9 protein-coding genes are annotated in these 16,308 nt (G+C 40.2%); all 9 read left to right on the top strand.

Annotated features, from left to right (window positions below):
• Nucleotides 1-5 precede the first annotated feature (5 nt).
• Entirely contained in the window at nucleotides 6-1,643 is a 1,638-nt protein-coding gene (locus tag EG346_RS05015; RefSeq protein ID WP_123877182.1) for a SusD/RagB family nutrient-binding outer membrane lipoprotein, read from the top strand.
• Nucleotides 1,644-1,831: 188 nt separating this feature from the next.
• Nucleotides 1,832-3,118, top strand: a complete 1,287-nt coding sequence (locus EG346_RS05010) for an MFS transporter (RefSeq protein WP_123877181.1) — start codon at nucleotides 1,832-1,834, stop codon at nucleotides 3,116-3,118.
• A 42-nt stretch (nucleotides 3,119-3,160) separates the two neighbouring features.
• Nucleotides 3,161-4,132: a glycoside hydrolase family 130 protein gene (locus EG346_RS05005; RefSeq protein WP_123877180.1), complete on the top strand. Its 972-nt coding sequence runs from the start codon at nucleotides 3,161-3,163 to the stop codon at nucleotides 4,130-4,132.
• Between the two features lie 128 nt (nucleotides 4,133-4,260).
• Entirely contained in the window at nucleotides 4,261-6,495 is a 2,235-nt protein-coding gene (locus tag EG346_RS05000; RefSeq protein WP_123877179.1) for a GH92 family glycosyl hydrolase, read from the top strand.
• Nucleotides 6,496-6,526: 31 nt separating this feature from the next.
• Nucleotides 6,527-7,954: a glycoside hydrolase family 125 protein gene (locus EG346_RS04995; protein WP_123877178.1), complete on the top strand. Its 1,428-nt coding sequence runs from the start codon at nucleotides 6,527-6,529 to the stop codon at nucleotides 7,952-7,954.
• Nucleotides 7,955-8,135: 181 nt separating this feature from the next.
• On the top strand, nucleotides 8,136-10,283 hold the full coding sequence (locus EG346_RS04990) for an endo-beta-N-acetylglucosaminidase H (protein ID WP_123877177.1): 2,148 nt from the start codon (nucleotides 8,136-8,138) through the stop codon (nucleotides 10,281-10,283).
• 57 nt (nucleotides 10,284-10,340) lie between these two features.
• Nucleotides 10,341-12,740: an endo-beta-N-acetylglucosaminidase H gene (locus tag EG346_RS04985; RefSeq protein ID WP_123877176.1), complete on the top strand. Its 2,400-nt coding sequence runs from the start codon at nucleotides 10,341-10,343 to the stop codon at nucleotides 12,738-12,740.
• A gap of 372 nt (nucleotides 12,741-13,112) precedes the next feature.
• Nucleotides 13,113-13,976 (top strand): ROK family protein, encoded by an 864-nt coding sequence (locus EG346_RS04980; RefSeq protein WP_123877175.1) that lies wholly within the window; start codon nucleotides 13,113-13,115, stop codon nucleotides 13,974-13,976.
• Nucleotides 13,977-13,993: 17 nt separating this feature from the next.
• Complete coding sequence (locus EG346_RS04975; protein ID WP_123877174.1) at nucleotides 13,994-16,264, top strand: GH92 family glycosyl hydrolase; 2,271 nt, start codon at nucleotides 13,994-13,996, stop codon at nucleotides 16,262-16,264.
• Nucleotides 16,265-16,308: the final 44 nt, after the last annotated feature.

Genomic DNA, 16,308 nt, shown 5'->3' with positions numbered 1-16,308 from the left:
CTGAAATGAAAATAATTAATTTTAAAACTTATAAAATTGGAGTAGCAGTGTTTTTTTCTGCCTCCAGTTGCACCGGAGATTTTGAAGAGTTTAATCAGGAAAAAGTCGGTAGTCCGGAAAATTTTTATGCAGATTTTAAAGCAATTGTAGATCCCATGAAATCCATACAAAGAGGTTTTCAGGCAGATTATCAGTTAGCAACCAATCTTAATGCAGATATGTATAGCGGAATGTTTAGTACAGCATCACAATTTAATGGAGGAACAAATAATCTCACTTACTTAATGATGGATGGCTGGAACAATAGAATCATTGCGAGACAGCAGGATACTTTTAATAATTCTATCATCATTGATAATGCCGCAAAAAACAATTATCCGGGAATAGATTTCACAGCAACTTTTGCAGTTAAAAAAATATTGAAAATTCTTACAGCATCAAGAGTTTCAGATCGCCTCGGACCCGTAGTATACAGCAAATATGATACGCCTAATGCAAACGGGATCACAGATTTCGATTCTCAGCAGGACGCTTACAATAAGTTTGTTAACGATCTTACCGTTGCCATTTCTGATTTACAAAAAGTACAAAATACTTCAGCAACGCAGAATGTGGAAGATAAAAGTGTGGTGAAAAAATCAGATTTGATTTATGGCGGAGATATAGCCAAATGGGCCAAGTTGGCCAACTCTCTTAAGCTGAGGTTTGCTTTGCGTATGAGTTATGCTGATCCCGCAAAATCAAAACAGTATGCTGAAGAAGCTCTGGCCTCATCCGCAGGATTAATATCTGATAATGCGGACAATGCTTTAATCAATGTTGGGCAACACGAATTAAGTTTTATTATCTATTCGTGGGGTGACTGTTCTATAGGGGCACCCATTATGGCTTATATGAATGGATTCAAAGATCCAAGACTTCCTGCGTATGCCAATCCGGCAACTGATCCGGCAACCTATATCAATGGCAAACCTCAGTATATAGGAATACGTCAGGGTATTAATTTAATCAACGGACAACCTACCTATGGTGGCTATTCTCAACCGGCAGCAAGAGCTGCCAGCGGTGATTATTTTTCCGGTGTAAACGGAAAGTTCAAATTGTTTACTGCTGCTGAAACCTGGTTTTTAAAAGCTGAAGCTGCCTTGAGAGGTTATTCGGGTGCAGGTGATATACAAGCCAATTATCAGGCGGGTGTCAGCCAATCTTTTGGGGAATGGGGTAAAAGTGCTGACGTAGCTGCTTATCTTACGGATGGTGTTTCTACAGAAGCTCCTTATATTGATCCTAAGAATTCAGATAATAATGTACTTGCCGGGGATTCACAATTAAGTACAATTACAATTGCCTGGAACAACGGCGATTCTAACGAAAAGAAACTGGAAAGAATTATCACGCAAAAATGGCTGGCTCTTTATCCGGATGGTCCTGAAGCATGGACAGAACAGAGAAGAACAGGATATCCGGTTTTATTCAAAGTCAGAAAAAATGATAGTGGCGGATTAATTAATACAGATCAGATGATCAGAAGAGTTCCGTTTACAAATGACACCAAAAATTCAACTTTTAATTACGCACAGGCCGTTCAGCAGTTAGGCGGTCCTGACAACGGAGCCACCAAACTATGGTGGGATAAAAAGTAATAATTTTAAGCAGATCAATGATCAGGATATAGAGGCCGTCTCAAAGGTTAGATTTAATTTGTTTTTTTCATTCCGGAAGGAGAATTTTCTTAAAACACTTGTTTCAGAATTCTTCAATTTTAGTTTCGTTTCAATCCGGAATACCACTTTTGAGAGGCCCTCTTTTCTTTATCTATTTTAAATTGAATATGGAAAACAACAGCTCTGAAACCCGTTCGGTAAAACCAATCCTCTGGATCTCTACATTGTATTTTGCAATGGGAATCCCCTTTGTGACCATTAATGCGGTCTCCGGGATTATGTACAAGGACATGGGCGTTTCAGACTCTAAGATCACATTCTGGACAGCGCTCATTATGTTTTCCTGGACATTGAAGCCTCTCTGGAGCCCTTTTCTGGAGATCTACAAAACAAAAAAATTCTTTGTAGTGGCCACTCAGTTTGCTATAGGAATTTTATTTGCATTAATCGCACTGACGCTGCCTTTGCCGGATTTTTTCAAATACAGCATTGCCTTATTCGCAGTGGTTGCATTTTGTGGCGCCACGCATGATATTGCAGCAGATGGTACCTATATTAATTTTTTAACAAACAAAGAACAGGCAAAATATATCGGGTGGCAGGGCGCTTTTTATAATCTGGCCAAAATTATCAGCAGTGGAGTTCTTGTTTATTTCGCCGGAGTTCTGGAAAAAACAAAAGGGGTTGTTAATGCCTGGATGATCATCATGGGAATTTATGGCCTTCTGTTTTTAGCTTTAGCGATGTATCATTATGCGATTCTGCCGAAAGAAAATAAACAGGAAAAAGCAACCAAAAAGGCAGGGAATATCCGTAAAGAGCTACTGGAAGTAATTACTTCTTTCTTCAAAAAGAAAAATATTATGTGGGCCGTATTGTTCATTATCCTTTACCGTTTTGCAGAAGGATTTGCAATAAAAATTGCGCCTCTATTTTTCAAAGCTCCGAGAACGTCAGGCGGATTGGGATTGTCTACATCAGAGATTGGACTTATTTACGGAACGTATGGTTCAGCAGCATTTATTTTAGGATCTGTATTGGCGGGTTATTTCATTGCGGGCAGAGGACTGAAAAGATCTTTGATCTGGCTGTGTTCGGCCTTTAATATTCCATTTGTAGTCTATGCATTGCTGGCTTATTTCCAGCCAACCGAGTTGCTTCCTGTAGGCGTTGCCGTTGTGGTAGAATACTTTGGCTACGGATTCGGTTTTGTAGGGTTGATGCTCTACATCATGCAGCAGATCGCACCGGGTGAACATAAAACGGCTCATTATGCTTTTGCCACCGGTATTATGAATCTTGGAGTCATGATTCCCGGAATGTTCAGTGGGATGATCAGCGATTGGATAGGATATAAAATGTTCTTTATCTGGGTACTCGTTGCGACGATTCCTGCTTTTATTGTAACCCTCTTTGTTCCGTTCTCCTATCCTGAAAAATTAAAGGAACACTAAATCATTTATTAAACATATTAAATAAAAAAGTAAAAATACTTTATGACATTTCAACCAGCAAAGATCCCTTGGCAGGATCGTCCGGAAGACAGCCGTGATATCATGTGGCGTTACTCTGCAAATCCGATCATCAACAGATATGCAATCCCTACGTCCAACAGCATTTTTAACAGTGCGGTGGTTCCTTTTGAAGAAGGGTTCGCAGGAGTTTTCCGTTGCGACAACAAAGCCGTGCAGATGAATATTTTTGCAGGCTTCAGTAAGGATGGAATCAATTGGGAGATCAATCACGATCCTATTGACATGAAATCTGGAAATACTGAAATGATAGAATCCGATTATAAATACGACCCTCGGGTTGCCTTTATAGAAGACCGGTACTGGATCACCTGGTGCAATGGATATCATGGCCCAACCATCGGAATTGCCTATACATTTGATTTTAAAGAATTCTTTCAGTGCGAAAATGCATTCCTTCCTTTCAACAGAAACGGAGTTCTTTTCCCTGAAAAGATAGACGGTAAATATGCCATGCTGAGCAGACCGAGTGATAACGGACATACGCCTTTCGGAGATATCTACATCAGCTACAGTCCGGATATGAAATATTGGGGCGAGCACCGGTGCGTAATGAAAGTAGCACCGTTTGAAGACAGTGCGTGGCAGTGCACAAAGATAGGAGCAGGACCTGTTCCGATTAAAACGGATGAAGGATGGCTGCTTTTCTATCACGGGGTGATCAATACCTGCAGAGGATTCCGTTACTCAATGGGAGCATCGCTGCTGGATCTTGAAGATCCGTCAAAAGTACTGTACAGAACGAAACCTTATTTACTGGCTCCGGCAGAATTGTATGAGCTTACGGGAGATATTCCCAATGTGGTGTTCCCGTGTGCTGCTCTTTCAGAAGGAGATAAGGTAACTGTCTATTATGGGGCAGCGGATACTGTTGTGGCCATTGCATTTGGATATATTTCTGAAATCATTGACTTTATGAAAAAGAATTCGCTTTAAATGGATTAAAATCTGACGAATATGCTGGTTAACTTTATTTTCCTGCTTGTTGAAATCATTGTTATGGTTTTTATATTGTTGAATAAACCCTTATCTTGAGAAATTTTTAAGATTTCCCTATTATGATTATGAAAAAAGAACTGCTTATAATTTTATCACTGATCCTGTTTTCTCATGCTGGAAATGCCCAGCAAAGGAAGAATGATGTTCTTTCCTGGGTAGATCCTTTCATAGGAACAGGAGGGCACGGCCATACGTTTCCCGGAGCGACTACCCCTTTTGGGATGATCCAGCTCAGTCCGGATCAGAATACCAAAAGTGGCGATTGGGATTGGTGTTCCGGGTATCATTACAGCAGTAAAACCATCATGGGATTCAGTCATAATCATCTCAGCGGAACGGGCTGGGCAGATTTGGGAGATATTTTAGTGATGCCAACCGTTGGGAAAATAAAGATGCTTCCGGGTTCGGAAGACAAGCCGGAAAGTGGCTACCGTTCGACATTCAGTCATGAAAAGGAAACCGCTTCACCGGGCTATTATTCCGTGATGTTGGACAGCTACGGAATCAAAGCCGAGCTGACTGCTTCTCCGAGAGTAGGTTTCCATAAATATACCTTCCCAAAGAGTGAAGAATCCAATGTCATCATTGATCCTACCAATAAAATCTTCGGGAATATTTACCATACCCTTGTAAGCATAGAAGGAAACAATAAAATTAAAGGATACTGCTACAGCAACGGCTGGGGCGGAAAACGTTTTGCTTATTTCGTGATGGAATTTTCAAAACCTTTTAAATCCTATGGAACTTATTCCGAAGGAAAAATAAAAGAGAACGAAAAAATAGCTCTTGCAAAAGATGCCAAAGCTTACGTGAGATTTTCAACGGAGGAGAATGAAAGCATTGAAGTAAAAGTTTCCTTATCTCCCGTAAGTACAGAAGGTGCTCAGGAAAACTTTGATGCCGAAGCTAAGAATGTGAATTTTGCAAAGGCTAAAGAAACAGCTCAGAACACCTGGAGAGATCTCATCAACAGATTCCAGGTGACCGGCGGTACGGATGACCAGAGAAAAATCTTTTACACAGGAGTATATCATACTTTCATTGCGCCTAATCTTTATATGGATACCAACGGAGATTATGTAGCTGCTCAGGAAAATATGAATACCAAATGGTTTACCAACTACAGTACCTATTCCTATTGGGACGGCTTCAGGGCAACCCATCCATTGCTGACCATTATGGATCAGAAACATACCAAAGAATTTGCCAACTCTCTGATCAGCAGATACACCGACCGTAAAGACCATATGCCGATCTGGGAATTGTGTGGTTATGACAACTTCTGTATGCTCGGCTATCACAGTGTATCGGTTATCTGGGACGCTATTTCAAAAGGGGTGCCGGGAATCGATCAGGAGAAAGCATTTGCGGCGATGAAAGATGCTTCTTTAACGGACAAAATGAGCAGCAGCGATGGTGGCGGAGGCCTGAATGATTATATTAAATTAGGCTACACTCCATCAGAAAACGGAGCCTCAGTTTCCGCAACGCTGGAATATGCGTATGACGACTGGTGCATTCAGCAGCTTGCCGAAAAATTAGGTAAAAAAGACGAAGCAGAAGTGTATAAAAAACGTTCCCTGAGCTTCCTTAATACGTTTAACAAAGAAAATAATCACTTTTGGCCAAAACAGAAAAATGGAGAATTCTTACCGGATTTTACTTTGAACGACTGGAAAAAACTTCAGCCGCACTGGGTTTCAGGAAACATTTGGGCGTATGATTTCTTTGTTCCCCATAAGATCGATGAAATGATGGATCTTTATGGAGGGAAAAAAGGATTTGAAGAAAAACTGGATAAAACCTTTACCCAAGAACTTAAGATGATCGGTGAGCAACACGTGGATATTTCAGGATTCATCGGTTCTCTTGGATTCGGTGACGAACCGGGGCACCATGTCCCTTACCTGTACAATTATGCAGGGGTTCCTTATAAAACGCAAAAAATGGTCAAATTCATCCGCGATAATATGTACGCAGCAAAGCCGGACGGCATTGTCAATAATGAAGACTGCGGTCAGATGTCTGCATGGTATATTTTCTCGTCATTAGGATTCTATCCGGTGACTCCCGGAAAACCTGTATATGCCATTGGTGCACCACAGTTTCCGAAAGTAGCCTTAAAACTGGAGAATGGAAAAACCTTCACGGTAATTGCCGATAAGATTTCTGATAAAAATATCTACGTTCAGAAAATGTTCCTGAATGGAAAAGAATTCAAAAGCTGGGAAATTAACCACAGTGATATTATGAATGGAGGAGAACTGAAATTTGTAATGGGAAGCAAACCGGTACAATAGATTAATAAAAAATAACGAAATATAAAGTATAATGGAAAGGAGAAAGTTTATAAAGACAAGTGCAATAGCAGGAGCAGGATTATTATTTACTCAAAATGTTTTTGCTAAAACATTGAGTATAGAAGATTTTCCGGTGGTCCGTGTTCCGAAAGATAAAAGACATTTCACCAGTGAAGCAGTAGATACTGCCATTGCAGCCTTTAAAAAGAAAGTGAAGAATAAAGAATTATCCTGGCTTTTTGAAAACTGTTTTCCCAACACTTTAGACACCACCGTTTTTTACAAAGAAACGGATGGAAAACCCGATACCTACGTTATTACAGGAGATATTGATGCGATGTGGCTTCGCGACAGTTCTGCACAGGTTTTCCCTTACCTGCAGTTCTCAAAGAAGGATGAAAAACTTCACAAACTGATCTCCGGAGTGATTCACAAACAGACAGAATTTATTCTGAAAGATCCTTACGCCAATGCATTTTATAATGATAACAATAAAATAAGCAAGTGGAAAGAATATGACCATACGGACATGAAACCAGGGATCCATGAGAGAAAATGGGAGATCGATTCATTGTGCTATCCTATCCGCCTCGCTTATCATTTCTGGAAGACTACCGGAGATACAAAACCTTTTGATAACAATTGGTTAAAGGGAATTAAACTGACTTTACAGACTTTTATAGAGCAACAGAGAAAAACAGGTTTAGGCCCCTATCAATTCGAACGAACGACAGCCTGGGCTACAGATGGAATTCCGATGGGAGGTTATGGTTATCCGACAAAACCTGTAGGACTCATCAACTCTATGTTCCGTCCGAGTGATGATGCTACCATTTATGCCTTTCTTATCCCTTCCAATTTATTTGCAGTCGTGAGCTTACGTCAGGCAGCAGAAATGGTTTCGCAGATCAAAAATGAAAAAGCGCTGGCTCAGCAGCTGAACAGTCTGGCTGATGAGGTAGACGCGGCCATCAAGAAATACGGAATCTACAATCACCCTCAATATGGAAAGATTTATGCTTTCGAAACCAATGGATTCGGCAGTTATAATTTAATGGATGATGCCAATTGTCCAAGCCTTTTAGGCCTTCCTTATCTGGGTGCCGTAAAAGCTGATGATCCGGTTTACATAAATACAAGAAATTACGTTTGGTCAGAAGACAATCCTTTCTTTTTTAAAGGAAAACTGGCAGAAGGAATCGGTGGACCACACATCGGTCTTGATATGATCTGGCCCATGAGCATCATTATGAAAGCCCTTACTACGAAAGACAGAAAGGAAATCAAATGGTGTATAGATACTTTACAGAAAACCCATGGAGGAACAGGCTTTATGCATGAGTCCTTCCATAAAGACAATGACAAAAAATTCACCAGAGAATGGTTTGCGTGGGCCAATACATTATTCGGAGAGTTGTTGTGGAAAACCTTTAACGAGAATCAGGATTTACTGACTTAGATTCGATATTTGCAGAAGGTGGCAGCATGCCCTTTATTCCCGTTTTTTAGTTGCAGTGTTTTACCAGAAATTCATTGAGGGAGAGCCTTGTGAAATTCTCAGTCCGTAGCTGATCATTTTCTTCTTTTTGAGAGAGAGTGAATAGATATCAATACATCAAAATAACTTAAAAAAAAACATTATGAAAAAAGCCATTACTACATTGATCTTACTGATCATTCATGCAATACCTGTGTTGAATGCACAGCAGCTTAACCCTACGGGAATATGCTATGTGGAGGTGAATAATAACAATATCCTGAATGCCGGATCATACAAATTGCAGACCTCAGGGAATTATTTATTTAATGTTGTCAATATTTTTGCGGCCAATATCAATTACGATACAGGTCGTGGAAGAGCCTATCTGAGCAATAACAATAACGTAACCAAAGTGCTCACCAATGCTGATACCTATATAAAACCGCTTCAGAATAAAGGGATGAAGGTGGTTTTAACCATTCTGGGAAATCATCAGGGAGCCGGGTTTTGTAATTTTCCAACCCGTGAGGCAGCTAAAGACTTTGCCTTACAACTTGCTCATACGGTAAATACCTACGGGTTGGACGGGATCGATTTTGATGATGAATATTCTGATTACGGACAAAACGGAACAGGCCAGCCCAATGACAGCTCTTTTGTGATGCTTGTTCAGGAACTGAGAGCTTTACTTCCGGATAAAATCATTTCATTTTATTATTACGGTCCGGCAGCGTCAAAGCTTTCCTGGAACGGATTAAGAGTGGGAGACTATATCAATTACAGCTGGAACGCCATGTACGGAACTTTTTCCGCACCCAATGTTCCCCCTCTTACAAAAGCACAGATTTCCCCAGCAGCAGTCTGGATGGGAAATACTTCCAATTCTACAACAACAAGTTTAGCCAGCCAAACCAAAACCGGCGGCTACGGACTTTTTCTTTGGTATGACCTTCACGGATCCAATGAAACCGCGCAGCTTTCTGCCGGAACACAAACTTTATACGGACAGCAGACGGTTTTAAGCACTCCTTTGCAGTCATGGACGGCTGGAGCCAATTGTGATGCCCCAATCGGATTATTTACCAGCAACCTTACCGGAACAAGTGCAAAACTGAACTGGTCAGCGGTAGGAACCAATACTTATGATGTAGATTACAAACTAGCTTCAGCTACCACATGGACAAGCGCGGCAACATCGATTTCTGCTACTTCTGTTACCATATCCGGATTGACAGCCAATTCAGAGTATGACTGGAGAATCAGAACGAACTGCAGCGTGAAAAGTACTTATATTTTCGCTCCGAGATTCAAAAGTGCAGGCGCAACAACTCCTTCAGCATCAACCTCTCTTTTATTGGATGGCACCAGTGAATCCGGTTCGGCAGGAAATATGAATTTAAACGGTTCCGCATTATCTTTTGAAGGATGGATCAAACCTTCATCTTTCAAGTCAGGATCTCCTTACATTTCCTCTCTTATGGGAACGGAAGTGAGTGACAGTAATTCTGCATTCTTACGATTGGGAGATGCCAATCTTGCCAATAACAAACTTCAGTTTGTAGTAAGCATCAATAATATTCAGCAAAAGCTGGCTTCAGTTACAGCACTAAATGCCAACACCTGGTATCACGTTGCTGCAACGTATGATGGTTCTGCTATGAAGATTTATATCAATGGCGTTCTTGATGCTACCAAATCCCAAACCGGAAATATTGCTTCCAATGGATCATTTAATGTAGGCTATTTATACAATACATCCAGAAATTTCAATGGTAAAATAGATGAGGTCAGAGTTTGGAGGAGAGCATTAAGTCAGACAGAAATCAGTCAGAAAATGTGTAATGTAACACTTCCTGCAACTTCTCTTGCTGCCTACTGGAAGTTTAATGAAGGCAGTGGTTCAACGGTTCAGGATAGCTCAGGAAACGGAGTTACATTGACACTAACAGGCGTAGATGTTTCCAATTGGGTAACAGATATTCCATGTTCGACAGGAACTCAGAAGGCTTCGGCAAGTGCTGAAAATCAAAAAATAAAAGGTTCAGTGCTGACATCAGCTAAAAAACAGATCAGATTGTATCCAAATCCTGTCAGTGCATCGTCACCACTTACGTTGTCTGTTCCTGAAGAATACAACAGAGGAAAATTATCGGTTTATAATTTTAATGGAAGTGTTGTTGAAACGAAAACATTACAGGCCGGAAATTATTCGTATGATCTCTCGAAGCTTTCGATAGGAAATTATATCATCCGGTTCGAATCTCAGGACGGCAGTTTGAAACAGACAGAAAAATTAATTATAAAATAAAAAAAAGTCATTGGGCTTCGGCCCGATGATTCTATCAGCCATCAAAATTAAAATTATATGAAAAAAAAATCTATTCTAACTGCCCTGACTGCCCTGGTCATTCAAACGGCATCTGTGCTTCATGCGCAACAGCTTAATCCCGTGGGAATATGCTACGTAGAAGTCAATAACAACAATATGCTGAATGCAGGATCTTATACACTGCAGAATACCAACAGACAGCTTTTTGATGTGGCCATTATTTTTGCAGCCAACATCAACTATGATGTTTCTAAAAACAGAGCATATATTTCCAATAATAACAATGTCACCAAAGTGTTGAATGACGTCAACACTTATGTAAGACCTCTACAGCAAAAAGGAATAAAAGTGCTACTTGATCTTTTGGGAAACCATCAGGGAGCCGGAATTTCTAATTTCCCGAATCGTGAAGCGGCCCGTGATTTTGCACAACAGATTGCTCACACAGTCTATACTTACGGTTTAGACGGAGTAGATCTGGATGATGAATATGCAGGCTATGGAAATAACGGAACAGGGCAGCCGAACAACAGTTCTTTTGTCATGCTCTTGCAGGAGCTCAAGTTAGCGATGCCGGATAAACTGATCACCTTTTACTATATTGGTCCAGCGACAACCAGACAGAGTTACAACGGAGATATGGCCGGAAATTATATCAACTACAGCTGGAATGCCTATTATGGAACTTATGATGCGCCCGTAGTACCACCGCTTAACAATACAAAACTTTCTGCCGCTGCAACATGGATCAGCAATACACCTGCCTCCACACTTACCACATTGGCCAGCAATACAAAAAATGATGGGTATGGCGTATTTATGTGGTATGATCTTAATGGAGCAAATAATGCAAATTACTTAAGTACCGGATCAAATATTCTGTACAACGAAAATACATTGCTTACAGGACCTCTTTATTCATGGACTCAGGGAGATGCCTGCGATCCTCCTTTAGGTCTTGAAGTGACGAATACTACCGGAACGTCAGCGAAACTAAACTGGACAGGGAATGCCTCCCAAACTTATAATGTCGATTATAAACCAGCCAATTCAACGACATGGGTCAATGCAGCGACCAATTTGTCGGGAAATAATATCATCATCAATGGTCTGTCTCTGAATACAGAATATGACTGGAGAATTCAGTCAAACTGTTCAGCAACCATAAAAAGTACTTATCTGTTTGCTCCCCGTTTTAATTCAGGAAGCACATGCGGAACACCGTCAGGGATGAAGTCTGAAAGCTATCTGGGAACTACGACTAAATTATCCTGGGATGCCGTAGGAACTGCTGCTGCTTATAATTTACAGTATAAAACATCCGCAGCAGCAAGCTGGACTGATGTTCCGAATATCACTACCAATTCATATACCCTTCCGGCTTTAACAGAAAATACAAACTATGTATGGAAAGTACAGACTGTATGTGGTGGAACAACGACCAGCGTATATTCCGGTGAATCAACGTTCAACAGTGGGTTTGCTCCTGTACAGAGTCCTGGTGCCAGATCACTTTCGTTCAACGGAAGCACCCATTATCTGAATGCAGGACAGTTTAACCTTAGTGGAAATGCTGTGACATTCGAGGGATGGGTGAAAGTAAATGCATTCAAACCCAATTTTCCTTATATCTCTTCTGTAATGGGTATTGAAGTAGGTGACAGTAATTCTGCAATGCTAAGATTTGGCGACGGAAATCTGGCCAATAATAAACTACAATTCATATTAAGCTTTGGCTCTGCTCAGATAAAGCTGAATACGGTGACAACATTCAGTACCAATACGTGGTATCATATCGCAGCAACCTATGACGGTGCAGCCATGAAAATTTATGTTAATGGTGTGCTGGATGCAAGTGTTCCGGTGACGGGTAATTTTACGGCCAACGGTATTCTTTATCTGGCCAGAAATTATGAAAATGCACGGACCCTTAATGGATTCTTAGACGAATTCAGAGTATGGAAAAGAGCGTTGACAGTGGCGGAAATTCTAGCCAACAACTGTAATGTTTCAGCCAATGCAGCAGGCCTTGAAGCCAACTGGAAAATGAATGAAGGCAGTGGAAACGGTGCACTGGATACTACACCCAATACGCACTTTGCTACCCTCATCGGAATGTCCAATACCAACTGGAGAACTGACGTAGCTTGTGCTGCGGCATTATCTGCACAAGAGGTTACTTCTGAAAAAAACAATATCAGCTATGCCTATCCAAATCCTGTTAAAAAAGGAAATAATATTCATTTTACCATTAAAGACAGTTCTGCCAATGAAATAACCTTATATGATATGACAGGAAAATTAATGGTGAGCCGAAAAATTGATAAAAATGATATGGTAATCAATACTCAGAATTTATCTGCAGGAACCTATATCTATACAATCCATTCAAAAGACAGTAAGATTAAATCTTCCGGAAAGGTGATTGTGGAATAAAAACTTAATCCTCATTAGGCGTATAAAAAGTAAAAATAAATTAGAGGATTTTTAGGCAGACAGAAAGCCTGCCGGCTTTCTTGTCTGTCTGTTTTAATAGTAAAAAGAGTATTGATAAGTAATATTCGGGATAAGAATAAAGAATAAAGAATAAAGAGCAAAGGTGTCAGACATTAGATAGAAGTAAGAAAGTTGAGATGATAAGACTGAAAAAGACGGGCGGGAATTATATTAACCATGTCAAGGTTCAAAACCTTGACATGGTTAATAACTACTCAGATTATTTAATAATATCGTTTTAGATCTTAGCACAACAGTCTGATATCTGACATCTGAAATCTAATATCTGAAGAAAAAAAATATCATAGTATAATGCAAAATATAGTAGGAATAGACATTGGCGGTTCGCATATTACCATGGCGCAGGTAGATCCGGACAAGCGCGAAATCATCAGTGCTACATATGTAAGAGAACATGTGGATTCTTTCGGTCCAAAGGAAACTATTTTTTCTGCCTGGATCTCTGCCATTGAAAAAGTAACCCATGATTTGGTTAAAAGTGATCTTCTCATCGGTATAGCGATGCCCGGTCCTTTTGATTATGAAAACGGGATCTCGCTGATGCAGCAGGGGAAATTTATCGATATCTATCAGGTCAATATTAAAAACGAATTGGCTGAAAGACTTTCAATTTACAAAGATCAGATTCATTTCGTGAATGATGCCGGAGCTTTTCTGGAAGGAGAAGTTTTTGGTGGCTGTGTCCGGGATTACAAAAGGATTTTTGGAGTTACGCTGGGAACTGGTTTGGGAACCGCTTTTTATAATGGAGAAGTAGCATCGGATGAGGATTTGTGGGATTCGCCTTTTAAAGATTCCATCTGTGAAGATTATCTTGCCACTCGTTGGTTCGTAAATCATTATAAAGCTTTAACCGGTAGGGAAATATCCGGAACAAAAGATCTTTTAGACCGGTCTGAAGAAATACAAACTAAAATCTTTGAGGACTATGCAGATTCTTTTGCAGATTTTATCGTAAAATATGTCAGAAACTATGAGCCTGAAGTTTTGGTTATAGGAGGAAATATTGCAAAAGTATATCCTTACTTTAAAAATAGGTTAAATAAGCATCTGGAAGAGTATAAAATCAATCTTCCTATTAAAATTTCCGCTATTTTTGAAGATGCGGCCATTCTCGGTGCTGCAGGTTATGCTTTGAAGAAAAGCAACAGATAAATTAACAAAATGATATCATGAAGTCTTTATTTTCAACTTTTTTTATTGTACTCAATATCTTTGCGCTGGGCCAGGGAATATCGCCTGCGGATTATGTTAATCCTTTAATGGGAACCCAATCCAAGCCATCGCTGTCCAACGGAAATACCTATCCTGCCATAGGACTTCCATGGGGAATGAACCTGTGGACCCCACAAACCGGAAAAATGGGTGACGGATGGGCTTATACCTACGATGCAGACAAGATCAAAGGTTTTAAACAGACCCATCAGCCATCTCCATGGATGAATGACTACGGAGCCTTCGCCATCATGCCGGGCGTCGGGAAACTAAAATTTAAGGAGGAAGAACGGGCAAGCTGGTTCAGCCATAAAGCCGAAAATGCAAAACCTTACAGCTACAGCGTTTATCTGGCTGATATCAATGTGACGACAGAGCTTACTCCAACGGAAAGAGCAGCATTCTTCAAATTCGATTTTCCTAAAACAGATAGTGCTTACGTGGTGATTGATGCTTTAAACAAAGGATCGTATATTAAAATTCTACCCAAAGAACGAAAAATTCTGGGCTACACCACAAAGTATTCCAGAGGGAAGTACAATAACTTCAAGAATTATTTTGTCATCCAGTTTGATAAAGATTTTGATTTAACAACGACCTGGAAAGACAGCGTTTTTGTGAAGAATCAGTTAGAAATCACAAGCGATCACGCCGGGGCAATTGTTGGATTTAAACTAAGAAATAAAGAAAGCGTTTATGCAAGAACAGCTTCTTCATTCATCAGTTTCGAACAGGCAGAGCTCAATCTGAAAAGAGAAATTGGAGGCAGGAATTTTGAACAGGTAAAAACAGATGCTAAAAATATCTGGAATAAAACACTGGGAAGAATTGAAGTAAAAGGAGGAACCGATCAGCAGATGAGAACCTTTTATTCCTCTCTGTACAGGACATTGTTTTTCCCTCAGAAATTATACGAAATCGATGCTGATAACAAAGTAAAACACTGGAGTCCTTACAACGGGAAAATTCTGGATGGAAAAATGTTTGCAGGAACAGGTTTCTGGGATACTTTCAGAGCTTTATATCCTTTCCTGAATCTTGTCTATCCAAGCATCAATGTAGAAATGCAGGAAGGTTTGGCCAATTCATTCAAGGAGGGAGGATTTTTGCCGGAGTGGAGCAGTCCGGGGTATTCTGATATTATGATCGGGAATAATTCCGCTTCAGTAGTAGCCGATGCTTATATCAAAGGGCTTCGCGGATATGATGTGGAAACGCTTTGGCAAGCCGTGAAACATGGAGCCAATAATGAAGGCCCGATTGATGCGGTTGGACGTAGAGGAGTAGAATATTACAACACTTTGGGCTACGTTCCTTACGATGTTAAAATCAATGAGAATACCGCCAGAACCCTGGAATATGCGTACGACGATTTCGCCATTTATCAGTTAGGAAAAGCATTGGGAAAACCAGCTTCGGAAATTGATATTTATAAAAAAAGAGCCAGCAATTATAAAAATGTATTCGATCCGGAAACAGGTCTGATGCGGGGTAAAAACAAAGACGGAAAATTTCAGTCGCCATTCAATCCTTTTAAATGGGGCGATGCCTTTACAGAAGGGAACAGCTGGCATTATACCTGGTCTGTTTTCCAGGATATCGATGGTTTGTCTAAATTAATGGGTGGCAAAAAGAAATTCGAAGCCAAACTGGATGAGGTGTTCGCACTTCCTCCGGTTTTTGACGACAGCTATTATGGAAGTGTGATCCACGAGATAAGAGAAATGCAGATCATGAATATGGGACAGTATGCCCACGGAAACCAGCCTATTCAGCATATGATCTATTTGTATAATTATGCAGGAGCACCTTACAAAACGCAATATTGGACAAGACACGTAATGGATAAGCTGTATTATGCAACTCCGGACGGTTATTGCGGGGATGAAGATAACGGGCAAACTTCCGCCTGGTATGTATTCTCGGCTTTAGGCTTTTATCCGGTGACATCAGCCACAGACCAATATGTTTTGGGAGCACCGCTTTTCAAAGAAGCAGTCATTCATCTTGAAAACGGGAAGAATATTGAAATAAAAGCACCGGCTAACAGTGCTGATAATTTATATGTTAAATCATTAAACGTAAACCTTCGGTCTTATTCAAAAAACTGGCTTAGCCACAAAGAATTGATGAATGGAGCCGTGTTGGAATTCCAGATGGACAATAAGCCAAACAAAGAAAGAGGCTCGCAGGAAAAAGATTTTCCGTATTCGATGTCCAAGGAATAGTCATTAACAAACTTTATATTTGAAAATAATTTTAGAACACGAAT

The sequence above is a fragment of the Chryseobacterium carnipullorum genome (assembly GCF_003815695.1).
Taxonomy (GTDB): domain Bacteria; phylum Bacteroidota; class Bacteroidia; order Flavobacteriales; family Weeksellaceae; genus Chryseobacterium; species Chryseobacterium carnipullorum.
Note: the sequence above shows the minus strand (reverse complement) of the source record. Positions and strands in the feature narration are given on the sequence as shown.

Bases quoted from the DNA above. Each gene is read 5' to 3' on its own strand.
- EG346_RS05010 (WP_123877181.1), top strand. From the start codon at position 1,832: ATGGAAAACAACAGCTCTGAAACCCGTTCGGTAAAACCAATCCTCTGG.
- EG346_RS04990 (WP_123877177.1), top strand. From the start codon at position 8,136: ATGAAAAAAGCCATTACTACATTGATCTTACTGATCATTCATGCAATA.
- EG346_RS04980 (WP_123877175.1), top strand. From the start codon at position 13,113: ATGCAAAATATAGTAGGAATAGACATTGGCGGTTCGCATATTACCATG.
- EG346_RS04995 (WP_123877178.1), top strand. From the start codon at position 6,527: ATGGAAAGGAGAAAGTTTATAAAGACAAGTGCAATAGCAGGAGCAGGA.
- EG346_RS05000 (WP_123877179.1), top strand. From the start codon at position 4,261: ATGAAAAAAGAACTGCTTATAATTTTATCACTGATCCTGTTTTCTCAT.
- EG346_RS05015 (WP_123877182.1), top strand. From the start codon at position 6: ATGAAAATAATTAATTTTAAAACTTATAAAATTGGAGTAGCAGTGTTT.
- EG346_RS04975 (WP_123877174.1), top strand. From the start codon at position 13,994: ATGAAGTCTTTATTTTCAACTTTTTTTATTGTACTCAATATCTTTGCG.
- EG346_RS04985 (WP_123877176.1), top strand. From the start codon at position 10,341: ATGAAAAAAAAATCTATTCTAACTGCCCTGACTGCCCTGGTCATTCAA.
- EG346_RS05005 (WP_123877180.1), top strand. From the start codon at position 3,161: ATGACATTTCAACCAGCAAAGATCCCTTGGCAGGATCGTCCGGAAGAC.